The 19,617-nt window shown below is 64.6% G+C and carries 18 protein-coding genes; 11 read left to right on the top strand and 7 right to left on the bottom strand.

What is annotated here, in order from left to right; genetic code table 11:
• Positions 1 to 97: 97 nt before the first annotated feature.
• The 9 genes from GX515_07420 (at position 98) to GX515_07380 (ending at position 13,142) form a co-directional block, all read left to right on the top strand.
• Entirely contained in the window at positions 98 to 2,122 is a 2,025-nt protein-coding gene (locus GX515_07420) for a 2Fe-2S iron-sulfur cluster binding domain-containing protein (protein ID HHY32834.1), read from the top strand.
• A gap of 117 nt (positions 2,123 to 2,239) precedes the next feature.
• Positions 2,240 to 2,527, top strand: coding sequence for a (2Fe-2S) ferredoxin domain-containing protein (locus GX515_07415; GenBank protein HHY32833.1), 288 nt, complete (start codon positions 2,240 to 2,242; stop codon positions 2,525 to 2,527).
• 144 nt (positions 2,528 to 2,671) lie between these two features.
• Positions 2,672 to 4,564: a PAS domain-containing protein gene (locus GX515_07410; GenBank protein HHY32832.1), complete on the top strand. Its 1,893-nt coding sequence runs from the start codon at positions 2,672 to 2,674 to the stop codon at positions 4,562 to 4,564.
• On the top strand, positions 4,533 to 5,699 hold the full coding sequence (locus tag GX515_07405) for a SpoIIE family protein phosphatase (GenBank protein HHY32831.1): 1,167 nt from the start codon (positions 4,533 to 4,535) through the stop codon (positions 5,697 to 5,699). The genes GX515_07410 and GX515_07405 overlap by 32 nt, the downstream gene beginning before the upstream one ends.
• A 315-nt stretch (positions 5,700 to 6,014) precedes the next feature.
• Positions 6,015 to 6,704 carry a TetR/AcrR family transcriptional regulator gene (locus GX515_07400; protein ID HHY32830.1) on the top strand — a complete coding sequence of 230 codons (690 nt, stop codon included), beginning with the start codon at positions 6,015 to 6,017 and terminating at the stop codon, positions 6,702 to 6,704.
• Positions 6,705 to 6,904: 200 nt separating this feature from the next.
• A complete protein-coding gene (locus GX515_07395; protein HHY32829.1) occupies positions 6,905 to 9,391 on the top strand; it encodes an RND family transporter in 2,487 nt (828 codons plus the stop codon).
• An 84-nt stretch (positions 9,392 to 9,475) separates the two neighbouring features.
• Positions 9,476 to 10,321 carry an outer membrane lipoprotein-sorting protein gene (locus tag GX515_07390; protein ID HHY32828.1) on the top strand — a complete coding sequence of 282 codons (846 nt, stop codon included), beginning with the start codon at positions 9,476 to 9,478 and terminating at the stop codon, positions 10,319 to 10,321.
• A gap of 203 nt (positions 10,322 to 10,524) precedes the next feature.
• Positions 10,525 to 11,934 carry a hypothetical protein gene (locus GX515_07385; GenBank protein HHY32827.1) on the top strand — a complete coding sequence of 470 codons (1,410 nt, stop codon included), beginning with the start codon at positions 10,525 to 10,527 and terminating at the stop codon, positions 11,932 to 11,934.
• A 497-nt stretch (positions 11,935 to 12,431) separates the two neighbouring features.
• Entirely contained in the window at positions 12,432 to 13,142 is a 711-nt protein-coding gene (locus tag GX515_07380) for a lipid-binding SYLF domain-containing protein (GenBank protein HHY32826.1), read from the top strand.
• 236 nt (positions 13,143 to 13,378) lie between these two features.
• On the opposite strand, the gene GX515_07375 is transcribed toward GX515_07380, so the two are convergent.
• Both GX515_07375 and GX515_07370 read right to left on the bottom strand, forming a co-directional pair.
• On the bottom strand, positions 13,379 to 14,446 hold the full coding sequence (locus GX515_07375; GenBank protein HHY32825.1) for a hypothetical protein: 1,068 nt from the start codon (positions 14,444 to 14,446) through the stop codon (positions 13,379 to 13,381).
• 12 nt (positions 14,447 to 14,458) lie between these two features.
• Positions 14,459 to 14,695 carry a DUF5320 domain-containing protein gene (locus tag GX515_07370; GenBank protein ID HHY32824.1) on the bottom strand — a complete coding sequence of 79 codons (237 nt, stop codon included), beginning with the start codon at positions 14,693 to 14,695 and terminating at the stop codon, positions 14,459 to 14,461.
• Between the two features lie 608 nt (positions 14,696 to 15,303).
• Here GX515_07370 and GX515_07365 point away from each other — a divergent pair.
• Both GX515_07365 and GX515_07360 read left to right on the top strand, forming a co-directional pair.
• Positions 15,304 to 15,828, top strand: coding sequence for an ECF transporter S component (locus GX515_07365; GenBank protein ID HHY32823.1), 525 nt, complete (start codon positions 15,304 to 15,306; stop codon positions 15,826 to 15,828).
• A gap of 107 nt (positions 15,829 to 15,935) precedes the next feature.
• Complete coding sequence (locus GX515_07360) at positions 15,936 to 16,454, top strand: hypothetical protein (GenBank protein HHY32822.1); 519 nt, start codon at positions 15,936 to 15,938, stop codon at positions 16,452 to 16,454.
• A 264-nt stretch (positions 16,455 to 16,718) separates the two neighbouring features.
• Here the strand turns inward: GX515_07360 and GX515_07355 are convergent, their stop codons facing one another.
• The 5 genes from GX515_07355 to GX515_07335 all read right to left on the bottom strand — a co-directional run bounded on the left by GX515_07355 (position 16,719) and on the right by GX515_07335 (position 19,501).
• Positions 16,719 to 17,018, bottom strand: coding sequence for a spore coat protein (locus GX515_07355; GenBank protein ID HHY32821.1), 300 nt, complete (start codon positions 17,016 to 17,018; stop codon positions 16,719 to 16,721).
• Positions 17,019 to 17,129: 111 nt separating this feature from the next.
• On the bottom strand, positions 17,130 to 17,339 hold the full coding sequence (locus tag GX515_07350; protein ID HHY32820.1) for a hypothetical protein: 210 nt from the start codon (positions 17,337 to 17,339) through the stop codon (positions 17,130 to 17,132).
• Positions 17,340 to 17,403: 64 nt separating this feature from the next.
• Entirely contained in the window at positions 17,404 to 17,733 is a 330-nt protein-coding gene (locus tag GX515_07345; GenBank protein ID HHY32819.1) for a 4Fe-4S binding protein, read from the bottom strand.
• A gap of 54 nt (positions 17,734 to 17,787) precedes the next feature.
• Positions 17,788 to 18,552 (bottom strand): pyruvate oxidoreductase subunit gamma, encoded by a 765-nt coding sequence (locus GX515_07340; GenBank protein HHY32818.1) that lies wholly within the window; start codon positions 18,550 to 18,552, stop codon positions 17,788 to 17,790.
• Positions 18,553 to 18,757: 205 nt separating this feature from the next.
• Positions 18,758 to 19,501 (bottom strand): 2-oxoglutarate synthase, encoded by a 744-nt coding sequence (locus tag GX515_07335; GenBank protein ID HHY32817.1) that lies wholly within the window; start codon positions 19,499 to 19,501, stop codon positions 18,758 to 18,760.
• Between the last annotated feature and the right edge of the window lie 116 nt (positions 19,502 to 19,617).

The following is a 19,617-nucleotide window of genomic DNA, read 5'->3' as shown; positions in this document are numbered from 1 at the left end:
GTCAGCCACGAGAGGTTAGCCGCGTGAGGCTAACCACATGAGGCTCGCCACCCGCGACGGGTGGCTGCCAACACGGACTGAAGGAGGGAACCAGGCTATGCCGCATGTGACGGTTGATGGCCAAAGGGTTGAGATAAACGGCGAGAAGAACATCCTCGAGGTGGTGCGCAAGGCGGGAATCGAGCTCCCCACGTTCTGTTACCACTCGGAGCTCTCCGTCTACGGCGCGTGCCGGATGTGCGCCGTGGAGGTGGACGGCATGGGGCTCGTCGCGGCATGTTCCACGCCGCCAGCGGACGGAATGGTGATTCACACGAACACCGAAAGGACGCTGAGGCTGCGCCGGATGGTGATCGAGCTCCTCCTGGCCAATCACCATAGGGATTGCACCACTTGCGAGAAGAACGGCATGTGCAAGCTGCAGAGCCTCGCGTACCGGCTGGGCGTGAGAAAGGTCAGGTTCGGGGAGCGGGAGGAGATGCTTCCCATAGACGACGCGAACCCCTCGGTCGTCCGGGACCCGAACAAGTGCATCCTCTGCGGGGACTGCGTGAGAGTGTGCTCCGAGATCCAGGGCATAGGCGTCCTGGACTTCGCGGGGCGTGGGTCCCGCACGTGCGTGAGCCCGGCGTTCGGGCGCAAGCTCTCCGAGGTCGAGTGCGTGTACTGCGGTCAGTGCGTAGCTGTATGCCCCACGGGAGCGCTCACCGGCAAACCGGAGGCTGAGGCTGTGTGGTCGGCGCTTCACGACCCGTCGAAGACCGTGGTGGCACAGGTGGCGCCGGCGGTGCGCGTCGCGCTGGGCGAGGTCTTCGGCGGCAAGCCCGGCGAGATCGGGACGGGCAAGGTGGTGGCTGCCCTGCGGAGGCTGGGCTTCGCGAAGGTGTTTGACACCGTGTTCGGGGCCGACCTCACGGCTGTGGAGGAGTGCCACGAGTTCCTGGGCCGGCTCGAGAAGGGGCAGGACCTCCCACAGTTCACGTCATGCTGCCCGGGATGGGTCAAGTTCATGGAACAGTACTACCCTGACATGCTGCCGAACCTGTCCACGTGCAGGTCGCCGCAGCAGATGTTCGGTTCGGTCATAAAGCGTTTCTACTCGAAGGAGCTCGGCGTGCGGCCGGAGGACGTCTTCGTGGTCTCAATCATGCCGTGCACGGCGAAGAAGTTTGAGGCCACGAGGCCCGAGTTCGCGTCGGACGGCGGCGTTCGCGACGTGGACGCGGTTTTGTCCACGAACGAGCTTGGCATGCTCTTGAAGCAGGCCGGCATAGTCTTCGACGAGCTGGAGGAGGAAGGCTTCGACCAGCCCTTCGGCCTTACGACCGGCGGCGGGGTCATATTCGGCGTGACCGGCGGCGTGGCCGAGGCGGTCCTGCGGACGGCAGCCGCTTGCCTCGGGGTCGAGCCGGGCAGGGTAGACTTCCAGGAGGTGCGCGGGTTCGAGGGCACGCGCGAGGCGACGGTGCGCCTGGGAGACGTCGAGATACGTGTGGCCGTGGTCCACGGCCTCGCGAACGCCCGGAGGCTGGTCGAGGCGGTGCGGAGGAAAGAAGTATGTTACAATCTGGTTGAGGTCATGGCTTGCCCCGGCGGGTGCGTCGGAGGCGGCGGGCAGCCGTACCCGAACGACGTCGCGGCCCGAAAGGCAAGAGGGAAAGGCCTCTACCGGGCGGATAGGACCATGCAGCTCCGCAGCCCCAGCGAGAACCTGGCGGTTGCGAGGCTCTACGAGAGATACCTGGGCGAGCCTGGGAGCGAGGCCGCCCACAAGGCGCTCCACACGACGTACGGTCCGCGCAGGCGGATATCCGGCGACATGAGGCTGAATGGCGCGGTGCCGGGAGCCCTCGACGTTTCCGTGTGTGTTGGCACCGGGTGCTACCTGCGGGGGTCGTACGACGTGATCGACACGTTCACGAGACTTGCCGAGAGCGACGAGTTCGCGGGGCGCGTCAACCTGAGGGCCACGTTCTGCCTGGAGCACTGTGACCGCGGGGTCTCAATCAAAGTTGGCGACGAGATCATCACCGGGGTCACTCCGGAAAACGCGGAGCGTGTCTTCATGGAGCAGGTCGCGCCGCGGCTGCCGGGCGAGACATGCCGGGCATGTCGAGCGTGATGCCGTGGGCCGTGCGCGCGTCGTTGGCTGCGTATCGTTGGCCGCGCGCCGTTGACGAGGGCCGTCGGGCCCGGCGGGCGGGCGCGCGGCGACGAAGGAATGCGAGGTGCCGTCTCTGTGGTAACGATCTGGGTCTGTGTTGGTAGCTCGTGCTTCCTGCGAGGCGCCCCCGACGTGATCAAAGCGTTTGAGGAGGAGATCGAGCGGAGGGCGCCGCGCCAGGTTGAGCTCAAGGGCACGTTCTGCCAGGACCTCTGCACCATGGGGGTCACGGTGAGGATCGAGAGCAAGGTTTTCACCGCCGTGAAGCCCGATGATGTGCCGAGGCTGTTCGAGGAGGAGGTCGTGCCCCTGATCGAAGGCGGTTGCGGAAGGAGCTGTGGCGGTTCGCTGGGGGACTCGTGATGCACGTCATCCAAACCGGGATGTGAAGGCCGCGAGCCATGAACTGGGGGCCTGCACCTGGGAACCGGCAGCTTGGGAGCGACCGGCCGATAGCCGGCAGCCGGGAACCGGGCGCTATGAGCCGAGGGCTGGGAGAGTGGTAGAATGAGCGTGATCGAGACCATAGAGGCGAAATGCAAGGACTGCTATAAGTGTCTCAGGTCGTGCCCGGTGAAAGCCATCAGGATGGAGCGGGGAAGTGCGCCCCACGAGCTCCACGCCAGGGTGGCCGAGGAGAGGTGCATTTTTGATGGCACGTGCGTCCTCGTCTGCCCGCAGAAGGCCAAAAGGGTCGCGAGCGACCTCGACAAGGTGCGATCGCTCATCGCAAGCGGGGTGAAAGTCGCCGCAAGCCTCGCGCCTTCGTTTGCGTCCGCCTTCCCCGCCGCAAACCCGCTGGCCATCCCGGCGGCCCTTCGCCACCTGGGTTTCCACATCGTGCAGGAGACCGCCGTGGGCGCCGAACTCGTGAGCGCCGAGCACGCACGGCTTTTCCGCGAGACCGGCGGCCCCCTCATCTCAAGCTCCTGCCCGGCGGTGGTGAACCTCATCGAGCGTCATTATCCCGAGGCCATTACATACCTTGCGCCCGTCGTGTCTCCCATGATCGCCCACGGCCGCTTTCTCAAACGGCTCGTGCCGGGCGTGAAGGTGGCCTTCATCGGCCCGTGCATCGCCAAGCACCAAGAGCGGGCGGTGCCAGGGGTCGACGACGCCGTGGATTTCGTGCTCACTTTCGACGAGCTTGCGGGGCTTTTCAAACGGGACGGAATAGACCTCACGCGGGTGCCGCCAGGAGAGTTCGACGGGCCACTGCCCGACCTCGCTCGCCTCTTTCCCGTAGGCGGCGGCCTCCTGAAGGCCTCGCTCCTCAGCACGGACATGCTCGACTGCGGGGTGTTGTCGGTGTCAGGCGTGAACAACTGCCGCGAGGTGCTGCGCTGGTTCGTCGAAACCCTCCACGGCGGGGATTACGAAGCGGTCCGCGGCGCGACCCGGCAATCGCGCTCAGAGCTGCCGCGCTTGGTGGAGATGCTCGCTTGTGAAGGCGGGTGCATCAACGGGCCCATGAACCCGGCCCGCGAGGACATCTACGCGCGCAGGGCGAGGGTGCTCGAGTACGTGAGGTTGCGGTCTGGGTCGCGGTCCGGCTCGCGGCCGAGCGAGTCTCGTGTGCCCGGCGATCTCGGCTGCGATGACGAGCAGCGGGCGGGGTCCCGCGTACGGGCTCTCACGGAGCCGGCGATCGAGTTACCCAGACACCTCCTCCAGAGGTCGTACCGGGACCTTCGCCCCGAGGCGTTCGTCCCCGACGAGGACGCCATCAAGGCGGTCCTCGCCAAGACCGGGAAGTTCACGCGTGAGGACGAGCTCAACTGCGGTGCGTGCGGCTACGATTCCTGCCGCGACAAGGCCATCGCGGTTCTTCAGGGGATGGCTGATCCGGAGATGTGCATCCCGTACATGCGCGAGCGGGCGGAGTCCATGGCGAACGTCTTCGTGGCTTCCGCGCCATACGGGATCATCGTGGTGGACGAGGACGAGGTGATCCGCGACCTAAATACGGCGGCCGAGCGGATGTTCAGGCGGTCCAGGCACGAGGTAGTGGGCGGAAAGCTCGCCGCGCTCATGGACCCCTCGACCTTCCGGCAGGTCCTCGCCGAGAAGACCGCCGTTCAGGTTGAGGTCGCCTATCCCGAGCTTGGCCTCGTCACCAGGCAGACCATATTCTACGAGCCTGACGAAAGGCTCGCGATGGGGGTCATCGCGGATATCTCCGACGAGAAGAGACAGGCGGCTCACCTTCAGAAGCTGCGCGCCGAGACCCTGGAGAAGGCGCAGGGTGTGATAGACAAGCAGATGGAGGTCGCGCAGAAGATCGCCGGCCTTCTCGGCGAGACCACCGCTGAGACCAAGGTCCTCTTGACGCGGCTGATGAACGTGTTCAGGGAGGAAGGCACGCAGAATGGTGGACCTCAGCACAAAGCTCCGGGTTGAGCTCGGAGTAAGCCAGCTGAACAAGCACGGTGAGGAGCTCTGCGGCGACAGCGTCGAGATCGGCGAGGGGCCCGACTCCACCATCGTGGTCCTATCTGACGGGCTCGGGAGCGGGGTCAAGGCCAACATTCTGTCCTCGCTCACCGTCAGGATGATCGCCACGATGCTCAAGGGCGGGCTTGCCCTCGAGGACGTCATCGATGCGCTTGCCCGCACGCTTCCCGTGTGCGAGAAGCGGCACCTTGCATACTCCACGTTCAGCATCCTTCAGATCTTCTGCGATGGCTCCGCTCACATCGCCGAGTACGACGGCCCGCCCGCGTTCATCGGGCGGGGGCGCGACCTTGTGTCCGTGCCGAGATCAGACCGCGTGGTCGGCGGGCGCGTGGTCAAAGAGGCTTTCTTCTCCGTCCAGGACGGGGACTGGATCGTGATGGTGAGCGACGGGGTCCTGCACGCTGGCATCGGCGGCGTGTGGAACATCGGCTGGGGATGGGACAGGGTGGCGGAATACGTCAGGTCCGTGGCGGGCTGGGCCGAGACGGCACAGGAGTTTGCCGAGGAGATCGCCAGGGTCACCGGCAAGCTGTACGGCGAGAAACCCGGCGACGACGCTACGGTCGTGGCAGTGCGCGTGAGGCGGGCGCGAAGCCTGACGATGCTGGTGGGCCCGCCCGTTGACCGAAGAGACGATCCCGAGGTTGTGGCCGAGCTCATGCAGGAGACGGGGAAGAAGGTCGTTTGCGGCGGCACCACCGGGAATATGGTCGCGCGCATCCTCGGGAAACCCATCACGGTGGACCTCAGTTCCGAGGATAGGCGCGTGCCTCCCACCGCTGAGATCGAGGGCATAGACCTCGTCACCGAGGGCATGCTCACGCTGTCGTACACGCTGGAGAAACTCAAGGCGGGCACGAGGCTGCGCGACGTAGCGTGGAAGAAGGACGGGGCGAGTCGGCTTGCCGCCGCGCTTCTAGAGGCCGACAGCGTCCGCATCATCGTGGGGCGGGCCATCAACCCCGCGCACCAGAGCCCCGACGTGCCGGTCACCCTCGCGCTGAAGCAGAAGATCGTCGACGAGCTGGCCCAAGTCCTCAGGGGGATGGGCAAGAGAGTGGTCGTCGAGTATCATTGAGCACTACAGCGCGACGATGCTGCTGATGCCTCCCACGTGACGTCACCCGACTCCATCACCACGCTCCAATGGAATCCTGCGCGGACGTCCCCATGCGTCGGCGTGCCGTTCACGACTGTGTTCAAATACGGGCTAGTGTAGAGCCTAGTGGGCAGGACACCGCGGCCAGACTTGACACTGCGGTCTGAGCATGGTAATTTACCAAGTGTGGCGAATGACTGACCGGTCAGTCAGCTGCCGCGAGACGCTCAAGCCTGCCTGCCGGCTGCCTAAGGGAACTATCCGAGCGGCCGACGGAGAGGGAGTGCCGTATAGATGGACATGGACACGGACATGGAAACGGGCGAGCGCTCGGACGTGGGCATGGGCGCGGAGGAAGCGCGGCCCTCTTGCGAACCCAAAGATGCGCGGAAGCGCGAGCTCATCCTGGACGCGGCTCAGCAGGTGTTTTCGAAGAAAGGCTTTCACCAGGCCACCGTCGAGGAGATCGCGGATGCGGCAGGCGTGGGGAAGGGCACGGTCTATCTGTATTTCCCAAGCAAGAAAGAGATCCTCGTCGCCATGATCGAGGAGCGGCTCAGGGAGTTCACGAGAGAGCTCAAGGAACGCGTCGAAGCTGTTGCGGCTGGCCTCCGGACATGCACTGAGAAGCTCCGCCAGGCGATCCTGTTTCAGATGGAAGTCCTCCGGAAGTCGCAGGACTTCCTCACCGTGATGTCAGGGGATATCGGTGAGCTCGGGCAGGAGCTTGACAAGCGCACCAAAGACGCGCGGCGTGCGTTCGTCGGCGTGATGGAGGCGATCATCAGTGAGGGGATGCGTAGCGGTGAGTTCCGGAACATAGACCCGCGCTTGGCCTCATATGCCGTAGAAGGGATGATCATACACGGCGCCATGGGCTTGACCATAGGACAGGGTGCCCAGATGTCAGACGAGCACATCTCGCAAGTGGTGGACCTCTGTCTCAACGGCATAGCCCTTCAGGAGGGCGATGCGCGCGTGTGAGGCAGGATCTGGCTGGACATCTCACGCGCCAAATCCGAGCGAGGCGCCCGCAAGCGCGCCGTCCCCGGAGCGCAGGGCCGGTTGCCCTAGGCAGGGCCACCGCGCCGAATAGCAGCGGGAACTTCCGGCGATATGCGTAGTCGCCGGATTCGGCTTGGCGGATCGGGGTTCCGAAAGCGGGTTTCAGGGGGTACATAGTTGTGGAAAGACTTGCGCGGGCTATTGTGAGACACCCCGAGAGGGTTGTTATCGCGCTCTGTGCGTTGACGCTGGTGTTTGCCTGCTTCCTACCGCGAGTGCACCTGAAGACGGACACTGCCTCGTTTGCTCCGCATGACGACCCAGTCATCAAAGAGCTTACCGAGACCGTGGAGGACTTCGGCTCGCAGGATGTCATGATGGTCGTTCTCGAGGGGGACGTTTTCACGCCGGAGGCCCTTGCCAAGGTCCGCCGCCTCGCAGACGGCATCGCGGGCCTGGACGGGGTGGACCGGGTGATGACCCCGCTTGATGCGGATGTCGTCCGCGGGGACGAATTCGGCCTCCAGATCGCTCCCGTTACCGACCACGTACCTGAAACGCCGGAGGAGGTGGAGGCTTTTCGGGAAGCCCTCGCGTCCACAGCGCAGGGCTCTGCTATGGTCGCCTCTAATGACAAGGCCATGGCCATATTCGTAACCCTTGAGCCTGATGTGATGGCCTCCGACAGGGCTCAAGAACTGGCAGGCGAGATAGAGGCCCTGGTGAGATCGGAGGAGACCGAGGGACAGAAGATATACATAGTCGGCGAGGCCTACATGGGTTACTGCGCGTCCCGGAACATGCGTCGAGATCTCAAATTCCTGTTCCCGCTCGCCATCGCCGTGGTGGTGGCCTCGCTCTATGTGAGCTTCGGAAGCATGTCCGACGTCGGTGCGCTCCTCGGGAGCATCGTGATGAGCGTCATATGGACCGTAGGCCTCATGGCTGCCTTGGGCTACGACATCACAATCGTGTCCATGATGTTGCCGACCATCCTCGTATCCATGGGCAGCGCCGCGGGCATCCACATCCTCAACCGCTTCCACGAGGAAACGAGGTTGGGGACGCCCGTCGATGAGTCGATCGTGAAGATAGTAACCCAGCTCACGAGCCCGATATCCATGACGACCCTCACCACCGCCGCGGGCTTCGCGTCCTTCGTCACGTCCTTCGTGCCCCCTGTTAGAGAGTTCGGCGGCTTCAGTGCCGTCGGCATCATCCTCAACATGCTGATCTCGCTTACCTGGATACCGTCGGTGCTGGCGATACGGGCGAAGCGCATGGCCGTTCACGCGCGGCAGGAGCAGCCCTGCCAGCGACCTGACCTCAGTGCCGCGGCCCTCCGCACGGACGTTGCAGGGGTCGTGGTTGCCGGAGACGGGGGAGACGTGCCGGCTGGGGGCGGCGGTGCGCCGCACAGTGAGGGCAGGGCGTGTAGCGACAGCGAGGGCGATAGGCGTTCTCCACTCCAAAGACTGCTTGACGCCACCGGAAGGCTTGTCGTGACGCATCCATGGGCGATAATATGCGGAGCGGTCGTGGTGACCGCGGTCTTTGCCGCCGGGATCCCCGGGCTTGTGGTGGAGACGAACTTCCTCCAGTACTTCAGGCAGGATAGTCCTGTAGTTCAAGGCACCAAGGCCGTGGAAAAGTATTTCGGCGGGACCCTCGGCCTATCCGTGATGGTGGACACGGGTGAGCCGGACGGCGTCAAGGACCCGGCGATCCTCAACCGCATGCTGGAGTTGGAGGACAGGCTCAGAGAGCTGCGCGAGGTAAGCGAGCCGACCTCAGTGGCGGGTCTTATCTGCGATGTGAACCAGGCCCTGAACGGCAACGACCCGGCATACCACAAGATCCCGGACAGCCGGGAGGCTGTGGCCCAGGAGCTCCTGCTCTTCACGATGCAGGGCGGCTCGGGCCTCGACACGATGGTGAGCTACGACTTTCAGAAGGCGCTCGTTAGCACGAGGATCGTCAATCTTCCCACGTCCCAGCTGCACCGCGTGATAAGCGCGGTCGAGGATGTCGTGGCTGAGGTCTTCGACGGCACGAATGTCAAGACAACGGTGGTGGGGTTGCCCAAAGTCCTGCAAAGGCTCATGGACAGGTTCATGGACAGCCAGATCAAGAGCCTGGTCGTGTCCATGGTGGGCGTGTGGGCTGTCGTTGCCCTGATCACGGGTTCGGCGTGGCTCGGGCTCCTGTGCCTCGTGGCTCTCTTCATCACCGTGATCGTGAACTTTGGGTTCATGTCCTTCATCAACATCCCCCTCGACGTAGTGACGATAATGATATCGGGCGTAGCCATCGGTGTGGGCGTCGACTACTCGATCCACGTCCTGAGCCGGTACCGTCTGGAGCTTCGAGGTGGAATGGGGAGAGAGGCCGCGCTCGCAAAGGTTGTGGGGTCCACGGGCCGGGGCGTGTTCTTCAATGCCGCTACCTTGGTCCTTGGGTTCGGGCTCCTCGTTTTCTCGAGCTTCAAGGCGATCTCCATATTCGGCCTTTTGGTGGCGGCTACGATGTTCACGAGCGCGCTCGGTGCCCTGCTCGTGCTGCCCGCGGTGCTGAGGCTCGTGGCGCCCGAGAGCGTGCGTGACGCAGGGTTCGGCGGAAAGCGGGGGCGCGCGCTGCCGGGCGCAGCCGGAGGCGCGGCGCACTGAAGGACTGGAGAATCGATCACTGGCGCACCCTCACGCGGGGCGAGTCAGAGGAAGGTGACATCTGAATGATGGTGGTGATTCACGGTGCTCTGTGAGATGCGACGGCAACAAAGGGGATCGGCCAAGGCAGCATTGGCGCGGGTGGCGGCCTGCGCACTGCTGACCGGGTTGTTGGCTGTGGCGTGTGTCCCTCTGGCCTCGGGCCGGGCGGGCGCGGCGGATCTGACCGCTCAGCAGATCCTGGACAAGATCGAGGGCACGACCATGCTCACGGGGAACGGGTCGGCCACGATCGAGCTTATCACCGAGAACAAGCGTGGCCAGCAGAGAAGCAATAAGCTCAAAGTCTACCGGGCCAAGGACTCCGACGGCACGGATAAGCAACTCCTCGAGTACCTGTCGCCTGCGGACGTTGCGGGTACCAAGCTCCTCAGCATAACCGGGGGCGGCCAGGAAAGCCAGATCTGGCTCTTCATGCCCGCCCTGGGGAGGGAGCGAAGGATCGCTGGCACCGAGACGCGTTCCAAGTTCATGGGGACGGACTTCACGTATGAGGAGATATCCGGTGGCTCTACATACAAAGAGAACTACAAGGCCGAGAGATTGGCGGATGAGGATCTGGGCGGCCGTGGCTGCTACGTGCTGCGCCTTACGCCTTCCACGGAGAGTGACTACGCTTACGTGAAGATGTGGGTTTGGCGTGACGAGTTCATTCCGCTAAAGATCGAGTTCTACAACAAAGACGGCAAGGTGCGCAAGGTCCTTTCGAATCTCGACCTCAAGAAGAACAGCAAGGGCAAGTGGGAGCCCTCGACGCTCGAGATGAGCGATGTTGCTGCGGGGACGAAAACGACAATAAAGATCCTGGAGATCTCGGACAAACCTGTATCCGATGAATACTTCACCGTCCGTTACTTAAGGCGACGCTAGTTGCGACGACGCATTGGCGGTTCCGGTTGCGCGTCGGGAGCGCTTCCGCTGGTGCGTGGGAAGTGATTCGGGTTGTGCGTGTGGAGTGTTCCTGGCTTTGCGCGTACCCGCGTCAGTCGAAGGCTGATAGTGCTCACGATGACGAACTTGCGGCGCCCCCGGCTGGGGCGGGGGCGCCGCCGGTCCCAAGGAGGTTGAATGTCATGATGCTACGTAGGAACGGTGGGTGGACCAAGTGGGCGAGTGTCGGCGGCTTCGCGCTTGCCGCAGTGCTCGCGCTCTGCGGCGCATGCGCGGGGATCGTCCTGGCGGAGGAGGCCGGGCCTGGGCTTACGGTGTCCGGGGACGTCGAGTACGGTCTCGCGGTTTCCCTGCGAGGTGACGGCGTCACTGCCAACACGGTTGGTTACCATCTCTCGCTATCAAGCGGGTTCGGTGGGGCCGGGTGGCTTCCTTCCGGGAACGCGTACATATCTCTTAAGGGCTCGTACGACCTCCAAAACGAATCAGGCAAACTTGTGGACCTCGACCAGGCATACGTCGACCTATACCTCACCGGCGCTGACATGCGCCTTGGGCAGCAGGTTGTGAGCTGGGGCACGGCCTACGGGCTCAACCCCACGAGCTATGTGAACCCGGTGCCTAACCCCGTATCGGAGGCAGGCGGCACGAGCCTAGCGGGGGTCATAGGAAGCACCGGCCTCGAGCTTACAGGCCTTGCCGTGCCCGCGGCGAGCGCGACCCTGTACCCGTCCTGGGGCGAGGTGGGGTTGGTCGCTGTGGTTAACCCAAGACTGCAGGGCATACCCGTCCCCGGGGACACGCAGGCCGTCATCATGCAGATGGCCGCCGGTAAGATCATGCAAGATTGGCCGGGCATCCAGGCGATCCCATCATCTTTGCGGTTTACCGTGGAGCCGCCCGAGTCGCTCTCCGATAGGCTGGAGTACGCGGCGCGCGTTGGTGCAAGGATCGGCAGATGGGACCTCTACCTGAGTGGGTACAGGGGATGGGAAGACTACCCCGTGCTTTGGGTGAGTGCGACGCCGGTCTCCCTTACGCAGGTGACGGTCGATCCAAACGCGGCTTACAGGAAAGAGACAAAGGCGGGCCTTGCCGCGAGCTGCACGTGGGGCCCGTACACGCTTTGGGGCGAGGGCAGCTATGCGTGGCCCGACAAGGTGGCCGGGCTCGACGATTCAGACAGCACGGTGTTTTCGCTCTCGTCCAACGACCCGCACTGGCAGGCGGTCGTTGGAGCGGATAGATCGTTCGGGGATTCGAACGATGTGTACGTGATGGCCGAATACATTTATAATTCGAGCGGGTCGATCCTCACGCCCTACCAGTTCGCGCCAGGCGAGAGGGAAGCGAAGCAGTACCTGGCCGGCGCGGCGCGATGGCAGCCGGGGCAGGACCACAAGTTCGAGCTCTCCGCCGTTTACTGCATGAACGACCGGAGCTACGTCGTCGTGCCGAGATACACGTACCAGGTGGATGAATCCACCAGCGTATGGCTGGGTCTCGCGGTGCCCGGCGGCGCCGCGGACAGCGAGTTCGGCAGCTTCAGCGACGGCCGCTCGGCGAGCCTCGGGATAAAGCTGGCCTTCTAACCCGCCATCCTTGCCGGGGTGTGCCGGCGGGCCTGCGCCTGCGTGCGCCGGGTCCCGTGCCATTGTCCGGGGCGGGACGCCCGGGGGCAACCGGGGCGAGGCGCAGGCTCATGACTCACAGTTTCATGGTGGCCCGAAGCTCTATTCCATGATGATGCAGGCCTCGCTGCACGGCATGAAGGGCTTACGGGCGAGCGGCGCAAGTCCTCCTCGAGACGATCGAGGGGGACTTGCGCTGTCTCGCGGTTGTGAGCTCTCGAAGCGGCTGGCGGCGAGCAAGCGTGTCGGACGCCTCCCGCAAACGCAGCCCGTGAGCCTCCTTTCCGCCCATGTGCACGGGCAAAGCTCGCGACATGTTCGCAGGAACCGTGGTCGGCTCCGGTTTCCGCAAGACCCCCGATCTGATACAATCAAATGTGAAGCCGCTTTCGAGCCGGGAGCCATCTTGGCCCGGGGTTGCTTCGAGCGGATTTCACTCTGAAGGGGGGCAGATCATGATGGAGCGGAGCACACGGGGCCTTGCGAGGAGCCTTGTGGCGATCCTCTGTGTCGCGGTCCTGGCGACGGTTGGCTGCGCCGGGACGGCGCTCGCGAGCTCTCCCACCGAAAGAATCGACGAGGCCGTGCAGGTCCTCAGGGAGATGTCCGCGCAGGAAGACTACGAGGCAATGGCCTACATCCTCAAAAAGGCGCACGGCGTGGCCATCTTCCCCTCAGTGTTCAAGGCCGGCCTCATGATCGGCGCGAGGCACGGGGAAGGCCTTGTCCTTCGTCGCGACCCGCGCACGGGCACGTGGTACGGCCCGAGCTTCGTCACGATAACAGGCCTTTCCTGGGGTCCCCAGATAGGCGTTCAGTCCACGTCGCTCGTGCTCGTCATCACGAACGAGCGTGGGCTGAAGGGCTTCCAGGAGGGCAAGATCACGCTCGGAGGCGAGCTTTCGGTGGCGGCCGGCCCGGTAGGTCGCCATGCTGAGGCTGGCACCGACGTTGAGCTGAAGGCGGCCATATACAGCTACTCCATGAGCAAGGGCGTGTTTGCCGGGGCGTCCCTGGAGGGCGCGCGCATCGCCACGGACGACTCCGCGAACCAGCTTTACTGGGGCGCCAAGGTGGCGGCCGACTCGATACTCGCACGCAAGGCCGTGGACGGAAGGGTCAAGCCGCTCGTGCAGCAGCTGAACCGTATGATCTCGAACGCGGCTTAGGGAGCCAAGTAGATCATCAAGAGTTCGCGCTACTTTTCAGCGGGTGAGCGCTGTCCAAGGTTGCCGGTGTTGCCCTCCGGGGACGGCGCGCTTGCGGCGCGCCTCGTTCGAATTTGGCGCACGGGCCAGCCAAATTCTCGACGCCCCGTCGTGCAAGCACCGGCAACCTCAACACGGTCCGGAAAGATGGCGCAAACGCCAGGTGGGTCGCCTTGCCCCCGGGCGGGCTCGCGCATTCAGGGCCGGGCGTTTTCAGGCAGGCCGCGCAGGAGCGCGTATGTGAGAGCGAGCAAGAGAAGGAGGCCGGCGTACCCTACGGCTGGGTAAAGCGTCCTCACGATGCTACTGAAGCCGAGCCGGCCCGCAAGGAGCGCGACGGCGCTGGTGGCGACTACGAGCCACCGAAAGGCCGCGCTGCGCGGCTTCGCGATGCGGACGACGAACCCGTAGAGGTTGCCGACGGCCGTGGTGTATATCTCGAGGAGCAGGACCACGCTGTAGGCCACCTGGACGAGCGCGGGGAAGCGCCCGGCGATGTAGATCATGGGCACCTGGAGTCTTGCGGATTGCGGGAGCGTGGCAAGCAGCGCGAGCTGGATGGCGAGTGCCCCTACTCCCAGGCCAAGGCCTCCGAGGAGGGCACCCAACTGGAGAGCGCGCGGGCTTGCGGCTATGGCGCCGAGCGGGGCGAGCACCCCCACCGCGAGGACGATGTTGTACGAGACGTACACTACCGCGGAGAGCGGCCACGACGGCACGGGGGCCCGTGCCCCCTCGAGGGCGCCGATCGCGGCTGGGTTGAGCGGCGCGCGCAGGAGGGTGGCCGCGCTTATCCCTACGACCGCGACGAGGAGAAGCGGAACCACCAGGCTTATGGCGGTCACGACCCCGTGGATCCCCGCGAGGACGGTGAGGAGCGCGGCGACTACGAGGAGCACGTTTCCCACGGAGGACGGCAGGCCGAACTGCTCGTCGAGAACGGCCCCAGCGCCGGCGGTCATGGCCACAAGCGCGCCGAAAAGGAAGAACGTGATCACGCCGTCAACCGCCGTCCCGACTATGCGCCCGCCTGCCGCCCGGACCACGGGCAGGTGCGACTTAGCGCCGAGCTTCCTGCCGAGCTCCAGGATCAGATACCCGTATAGCGAGAACAGGGCGACGGCCACTGCTATGGCCGGGATGCCTCTCAGGCCGAAGTGCCCGAAGAACTGGAGCACCTCCTGTCCCGAGGCGAAGCCGGCGCCCACGACCGTGCCAATGTAAGTGGCCGCCACCCCGAACGTGGAAACGCGCTTGTCGGCCATTCCGGTTCGCGGCTACGTGGTTGCCGCGCCCCCAAGCTCAGCGATGCGGCGTTTGACGCCCTCGACCTCAGCCTGGAGATCGCTGAGATATTCCTGAAGGAACTCTCTCTCCTCCTGCTCGCTCAGGTAACGGCGGTGAGCCACGCCCGTTCCCCCGCACATCGGACACGGTCCGCCCATCCCCATCATCGCCGGGCCGAAGTGGTGCATCCGGTGTCGCATCATCGGGCGACGCATCTCATCCTGCATCGAACAACACCTCCTATCAGCTACGCCAGCGCCCATTATCGTGTAGCCTACTGTATATGCCTACTGTGGATCGCCCTTGGACGTAGGTATCTTTGTGCGCTATCTTTCATCCGCCTCTCATAGTCTATCCGCTGCGTCGGTGGCTTAACACAGGCTCGCAGCGAGTGGGCGGACCTAGGACCGAAGGACGGCCGCAAGAGGCGACGCGTGCGGGCCGCACGGCGTGCAGTTGGGCGGCGGTGGAGCCTGTCTCCCGAAAGCCTGCCTTCGTAAGGGAGGAGGCAGACGCCGGGCGTCGAAGATCACATGTGTGGAAAGCGCGACCAGGAGCCTCCTCGTGGCCGCGTGCGCTGCCGCGGCGAGCGCGGACGGCGCAGTCGGCAGGAAGGGAGAGTGAGCGCCGGTCGGGGAGGCGGCCTCGCGTGGCGCCGGCGCCGCCCGGGCTGGGATACCGCACTGCCAGGCGAAACGCAGGCCTGTGCACGTATGGCCTGGCATGAGGGTGATTGGTTTGAGCCACCGCCCAACGGCGACCGTAGGGCATGCCGGCGCGGCGGGCTCGTGGGGCGCGGGGCTCACGATAGACCGTAGACTGGCGCGATGAAGAGATGAACAGAAGCGTTGTATTTCTTACTCGGACCGCTGTGTTGCTGGCACTCACGCTTGCGATTCAGATGATCGGGATGCCCCAGTATGCCACGGGGCCGCTCGTGAACACGATGCTCTACATCGCCGCCACGTTCGTAGGCATCGGTGGCGGGGTGGCCATCGGCGTGGTGACCCCGGTCATCGCCTTCTGGCGCGGGATCCTACCGCCGCCCCTGGGGCCGATGATACCGTTCATAGCCATTGGAAACGCCGTGCTCGTCATCGTGTTCGGTCTACTCGAGCGGCGCGGCAGGCTCGCGGCCATAGTGGGCATAGTGGCCGCCTCGGTGCTGAAGTTCCTCGTCCTGTCGGGCGCGGTTCGGTTCGTGGTTCAGGTAAAGCCAGCCATCGCGAATATGATGCAGACCCCGCAGCTCGTGACGGCGCTCGCCGGCGGCGCCATCGCGTTCGTGGTGAGCGAGGCCCTGCTTCGCACGGGCGCTGTGAAGCGCCTGTCAGACCTGAGCAAGCGTCGCGAGAGCTGACGTGTCATGCGCCGCCGCCTCGGGGCGCGCAACGGCAACGCTCCTTTGCCACCCTTACGTGTGGCTGGCGAGCGGGAGGACGAGCGTCCGGGAAAGGAAGGAACAGGTTGGCCCGCAACTTCTTTTTGACTGGCGGCAAGCATGTGGGGAAGTCCACGATCCTCTCGGACGTGCTTGGCGCTCTCCCTTGGCCGGTCGGTGGCTTCCGCGTCGAGAGGGTCTTTGAGGGAAGACGCCTCCGTGCGTTCCGCCTTGTGGACCTCATGTCCGGCGAGGCGGGGCTCATAGCGTCCGCGCGCCGGGGCGGCTGGGATGTTCACGCCGATGTCTTCGAGCGCGTGGGGGTTAGGGCGATTAAACGTGCCTTGGCGGCCGCACGCGTCGTCGTCATGGACGAGCTCGGCCGCTTCGAGCTTCGCGCGCCTGCTTTCATCAAAGCAGTCATGGACGCGCTTGACGGGCCGGTCCCGGTGGTCGGCGTCCTCAAGGCCGATTCCAATCCGTTCCTCGACGCCATCCGCGCCCGGAACGACACGGAGGTTGTTGAGGTCACGCCCGAAACCCGGGGAGAAGCTGCGCGAAAGCTCAGGAGCTTCCTCGCGGATATCGCGATGCCAGTCGACTGAGGCTGGATGTGACGGGACGCCGCTGACGCCACACGTCGTGCGGTGGCGGCATCATGGGTGTCAGAAGAGCCGGCCGCTCACCGCAAATGGCCGGCTCTTGGCGAGGTGCGCCCCGCCCGGATGCAGTTCCCGAGCGCGCCACCCGGCTGCGCTGAGCCGCGGGTGCTCTCTGGAACAGGCGGTCACATGTAGACGAGGCCGTTGAACCGTCCCACATTATGTCACCGCGTCATGGGGGAGTTCAACGGTCCCGTGACAAGTTAGCTAGACATGCTGCTGCATGGTGCTCACGAAGTTCTGAACCCTCGCGACGTCCTGGGGCTGGGCCATGGCCGGTTGATACCAGCCCTTCCTGTTCATGAGATCCCAGATCTCCTTCTGGTGCTTGAGGTCTGTATCGAGGCTGCTCATGATCTGCCGCCTCAATTCGGGGCTTGACGCCTCGATGGCGCCCTTCGCCAGGTTGCTTATGCAGAGCTTGTGCTCGTCTAGGAGCACCTGCATGAGGTCCCGGTCGGTGAAGCCGGCGTCACCCCTGCGAACGTTGATATTCGGCATGTTCAAGCTGGTTCCCCCCTTGGATGCTGGATTTGATGGGCGGCTGCGCTGTGGCCCCGGTTCGTCCGCGTCCGCGTTCGTCCGTGTCGTGACACCCAGGGTGCCGCCACCAAGATGCTACTGCAAGTTCGGACGAGCCCCGATGAGCGCCGAGTAAGCGTTCATCTCGGCCCTGTGGTCCTTCGCGAGCCGGTCGCAAAGGGACTTGATCTCCGGGTCCGCGCTCACCTGTGAGGCATAGTCGAGCAGTTTGGTCACGGACGCCGAGGATCTGAGGTGTTCCTCAATGAACATCAACTCCTGCGTGGTCAATCTCTCCTGAGCCACCGTATCAGCCTCCCTTCATGTGACGGTTCGTGTGCGGTCGCGCGAGACGCGCGTGGGACCGCGCTTAGTTTGCTCCCGAAACCCCCGCGTTTATTCGGGTTCCGTTGCCCTTCCGGGATTCTCCATCGGTACGCACCCCGGCCTTGGGGGTCGTTCGGTCGACGTCTAGGGCGCAATCCGGACAGCGGTCGGCACACGTGCGGCACGCGGTGCATGCTGACGCGTCCACCTCTACCGTGGGAGTGCCGTACGCGCCGAGTTCCTTCGACCAATGGATCACGTCCTCCGGGCACGCCTCGATGCAGAAGCCGCACCCCTTGCACAACTCAGGAAAGACGATCCATCTTCCGCGCGGGACCTTGTAGATCTTTGCGGTAAACGTCTTCTCGTCCATGGTCGGTCCATCCGTGCCCGCAGGGTTGTCGCGAGCCATATGTGCACCAGCCTCTCACCAGTCTCCGGTCTCGAGTCTCCGGCTTCCAGCCTCGGGCACGTCCCGCGGCCTTGCCTTTGGGGCCGCTGCCCCGCGGCTGCGCTCCTCCCGGATGATTGCCGCTCCGCGTTGGAGGGCCTTGTGGTTGATGTCGCGGAGGCGCGGGTCGTCTTTGAACTTGTGCCCCAGCTTGAGGTCGAGTGCTTCCTTTACCTTGTCCATCCCGAGCATCCCGATGACCTCCACTACCGCGCCCATCACGATCACGTTGAACGCCCGTGGAATAAACTCGCGCCTCGCGATGTCGGCGGCGGGCAGGCCCACCACAAACGGCGCCGCGCCCGTCCACTCGCGGCGCCCGCCTGCGCCACGCCCTCCGTTGTCACGGGCTGGCTCGGCAGCAGCCGTTCCCGTCATGCTCGCGAAGGCCTCGGGAGCCACCGTGTCCCAAGCGTGAATCCCGATGGCGTCGTCGTCGATCACGGGCGGCCGGACGCTGGAGCTATCGTAAACGAGAAGCGTGCCCGGGCCCACGAGTGATCTCGTCCTTTCGATGGACCGGTCGCTCAAAGCGACCAGGACGTCGGCGTGCCTGAATTTGGGGGAGCCTATGGGGTTTCGGCCGAGCTGGACGTACGCGAGCGACACCCCGCCGCGCTGCTCCACGCCGAAATTGGGGATATAGAGGGCGTGCAGCCCGGAGAGAAACCCCGCCAGAGCGAGCACCTCGCCCACTAGCTGGACGCCCTGCCCTCCCTCGCCGGCAAGGGCGATCTTCATGTTATTGAAAGCGGCCGATTCATCCGGAGCCTCGCCCCCAGTGCGTTCTTCCGTCCGTGTTACAGGGTGTGATGACACAAGCTATCGCCTCTTTATGGCGGCGGTGGGGCCTGCCACGGGGATCGGCCCCCCGGGACCGCGCGCTTGGCTCGCCGCTCCGCGCCTCGTTTGGATCGATGGTGCGGGCCGCCGGCCCCATCTTGCCCTACATCTCCGCTTTTTCCCCGGCGAACTCGCCCACCTTGAACGTTTTGCCCATCTCGTGTTGCAGGAAGTGCCACGTCTCCCCCGGGCCCGTCCGCCAATTGGTGGGGCACGTGGAGAGGGCCTCTACGAAGGAGAGCCCGTATCCGGCCAGTTGGTGTTCGAGAGCGCGCTTTATGAAGAGCTTAAGTTGGCGGAAGTTGGCCACGGTGCCGCGGGCCGCGTATACTCCGTCCTTGCGGATACACGTCACGAGCTCCGGGCCTGACACGGGAAGCCCTGTCTCTTCAGGATCGCGGCCGTCCGGAGTGGTAGTCGTCTTTTGGCCAGCAAGCGTGGTGGGTGCGAGTTGTCCGCCTGTCATGGCGTAAACCGTGTTATTGCACACGATCACCGTGATCTTCTCATTGCGGATCGCGGCGCTCACCAGGTGTTGCGCGCCGATGGCGTAGGCTCCGCCATCGCCCATGTATGCTATGCCCACGAGGTCCGGCCTCGCGCGCTTGATTCCAACTATCACGGGGATGGTCCGGCCGTGATGGGTCTGGACCGTGTCGAGGTTAAAGAGATTCCAGCTCAGGAGCGAGCATCCGATGTCGCAACCGTACACGGTCCTCTCCGCTATGCCAAGGTCGTCGACGGCCTCGCCCAGGGCACGCAGGATGATGCCATGTCCGCAGCCTGGGCAAAACGGGTGGGGCTTGGTCTCGGCGCGCCACGACCGTGGCATGCGCCCAGGCCGCATTACGGCGGTTTCGACGGGCCCGCCGCCTGCGCCGCCGCTGCCCAGGCCGGGCGCCGCCGCGCCCGCCAGGGATTGTGCCGCGGCTCTTGACGAGAGCGCTTCACGAAACGTCCCGC

This window comes from Bacillota bacterium (assembly GCA_012842395.1).
Classification (GTDB): domain Bacteria; phylum Bacillota; class SHA-98; order UBA4971; family UBA4971; genus UBA6256.
The sequence above is the reverse complement of the archived record's forward strand: the minus strand, read 5'-3'. Positions and strand labels throughout refer to the sequence as shown.

What these genes read in the sequence shown, in the direction of transcription:
- GX515_07420 (HHY32834.1), top strand. Translation starts at nt 98, where the DNA reads ATGCCGCATGTGACGGTTGATGGCCAAAGGGTTGAGATAAACGGCGAG.
- GX515_07410 (HHY32832.1), top strand. Translation starts at nt 2,672, where the DNA reads ATGAGCGTGATCGAGACCATAGAGGCGAAATGCAAGGACTGCTATAAG.
- GX515_07405 (HHY32831.1), top strand. Translation starts at nt 4,533, where the DNA reads ATGGTGGACCTCAGCACAAAGCTCCGGGTTGAGCTCGGAGTAAGCCAG.
- GX515_07400 (HHY32830.1), top strand. Translation starts at nt 6,015, where the DNA reads ATGGACATGGACACGGACATGGAAACGGGCGAGCGCTCGGACGTGGGC.
- GX515_07385 (HHY32827.1), top strand. Translation starts at nt 10,525, where the DNA reads ATGATGCTACGTAGGAACGGTGGGTGGACCAAGTGGGCGAGTGTCGGC.
- GX515_07380 (HHY32826.1), top strand. Translation starts at nt 12,432, where the DNA reads ATGGAGCGGAGCACACGGGGCCTTGCGAGGAGCCTTGTGGCGATCCTC.
- GX515_07375 (HHY32825.1), bottom strand. Translation starts at nt 14,446, where the DNA reads ATGGCCGACAAGCGCGTTTCCACGTTCGGGGTGGCGGCCACTTACATT.
- GX515_07370 (HHY32824.1), bottom strand. Translation starts at nt 14,695, where the DNA reads ATGCAGGATGAGATGCGTCGCCCGATGATGCGACACCGGATGCACCAC.
- GX515_07365 (HHY32823.1), top strand. Translation starts at nt 15,304, where the DNA reads ATGAACAGAAGCGTTGTATTTCTTACTCGGACCGCTGTGTTGCTGGCA.
- GX515_07345 (HHY32819.1), bottom strand. Translation starts at nt 17,733, where the DNA reads ATGGACGAGAAGACGTTTACCGCAAAGATCTACAAGGTCCCGCGCGGA.
- GX515_07340 (HHY32818.1), bottom strand. Translation starts at nt 18,552, where the DNA reads ATGAAGATCGCCCTTGCCGGCGAGGGAGGGCAGGGCGTCCAGCTAGTG.
- GX515_07335 (HHY32817.1), bottom strand. Translation starts at nt 19,501, where the DNA reads ATGCGGCCTGGGCGCATGCCACGGTCGTGGCGCGCCGAGACCAAGCCC.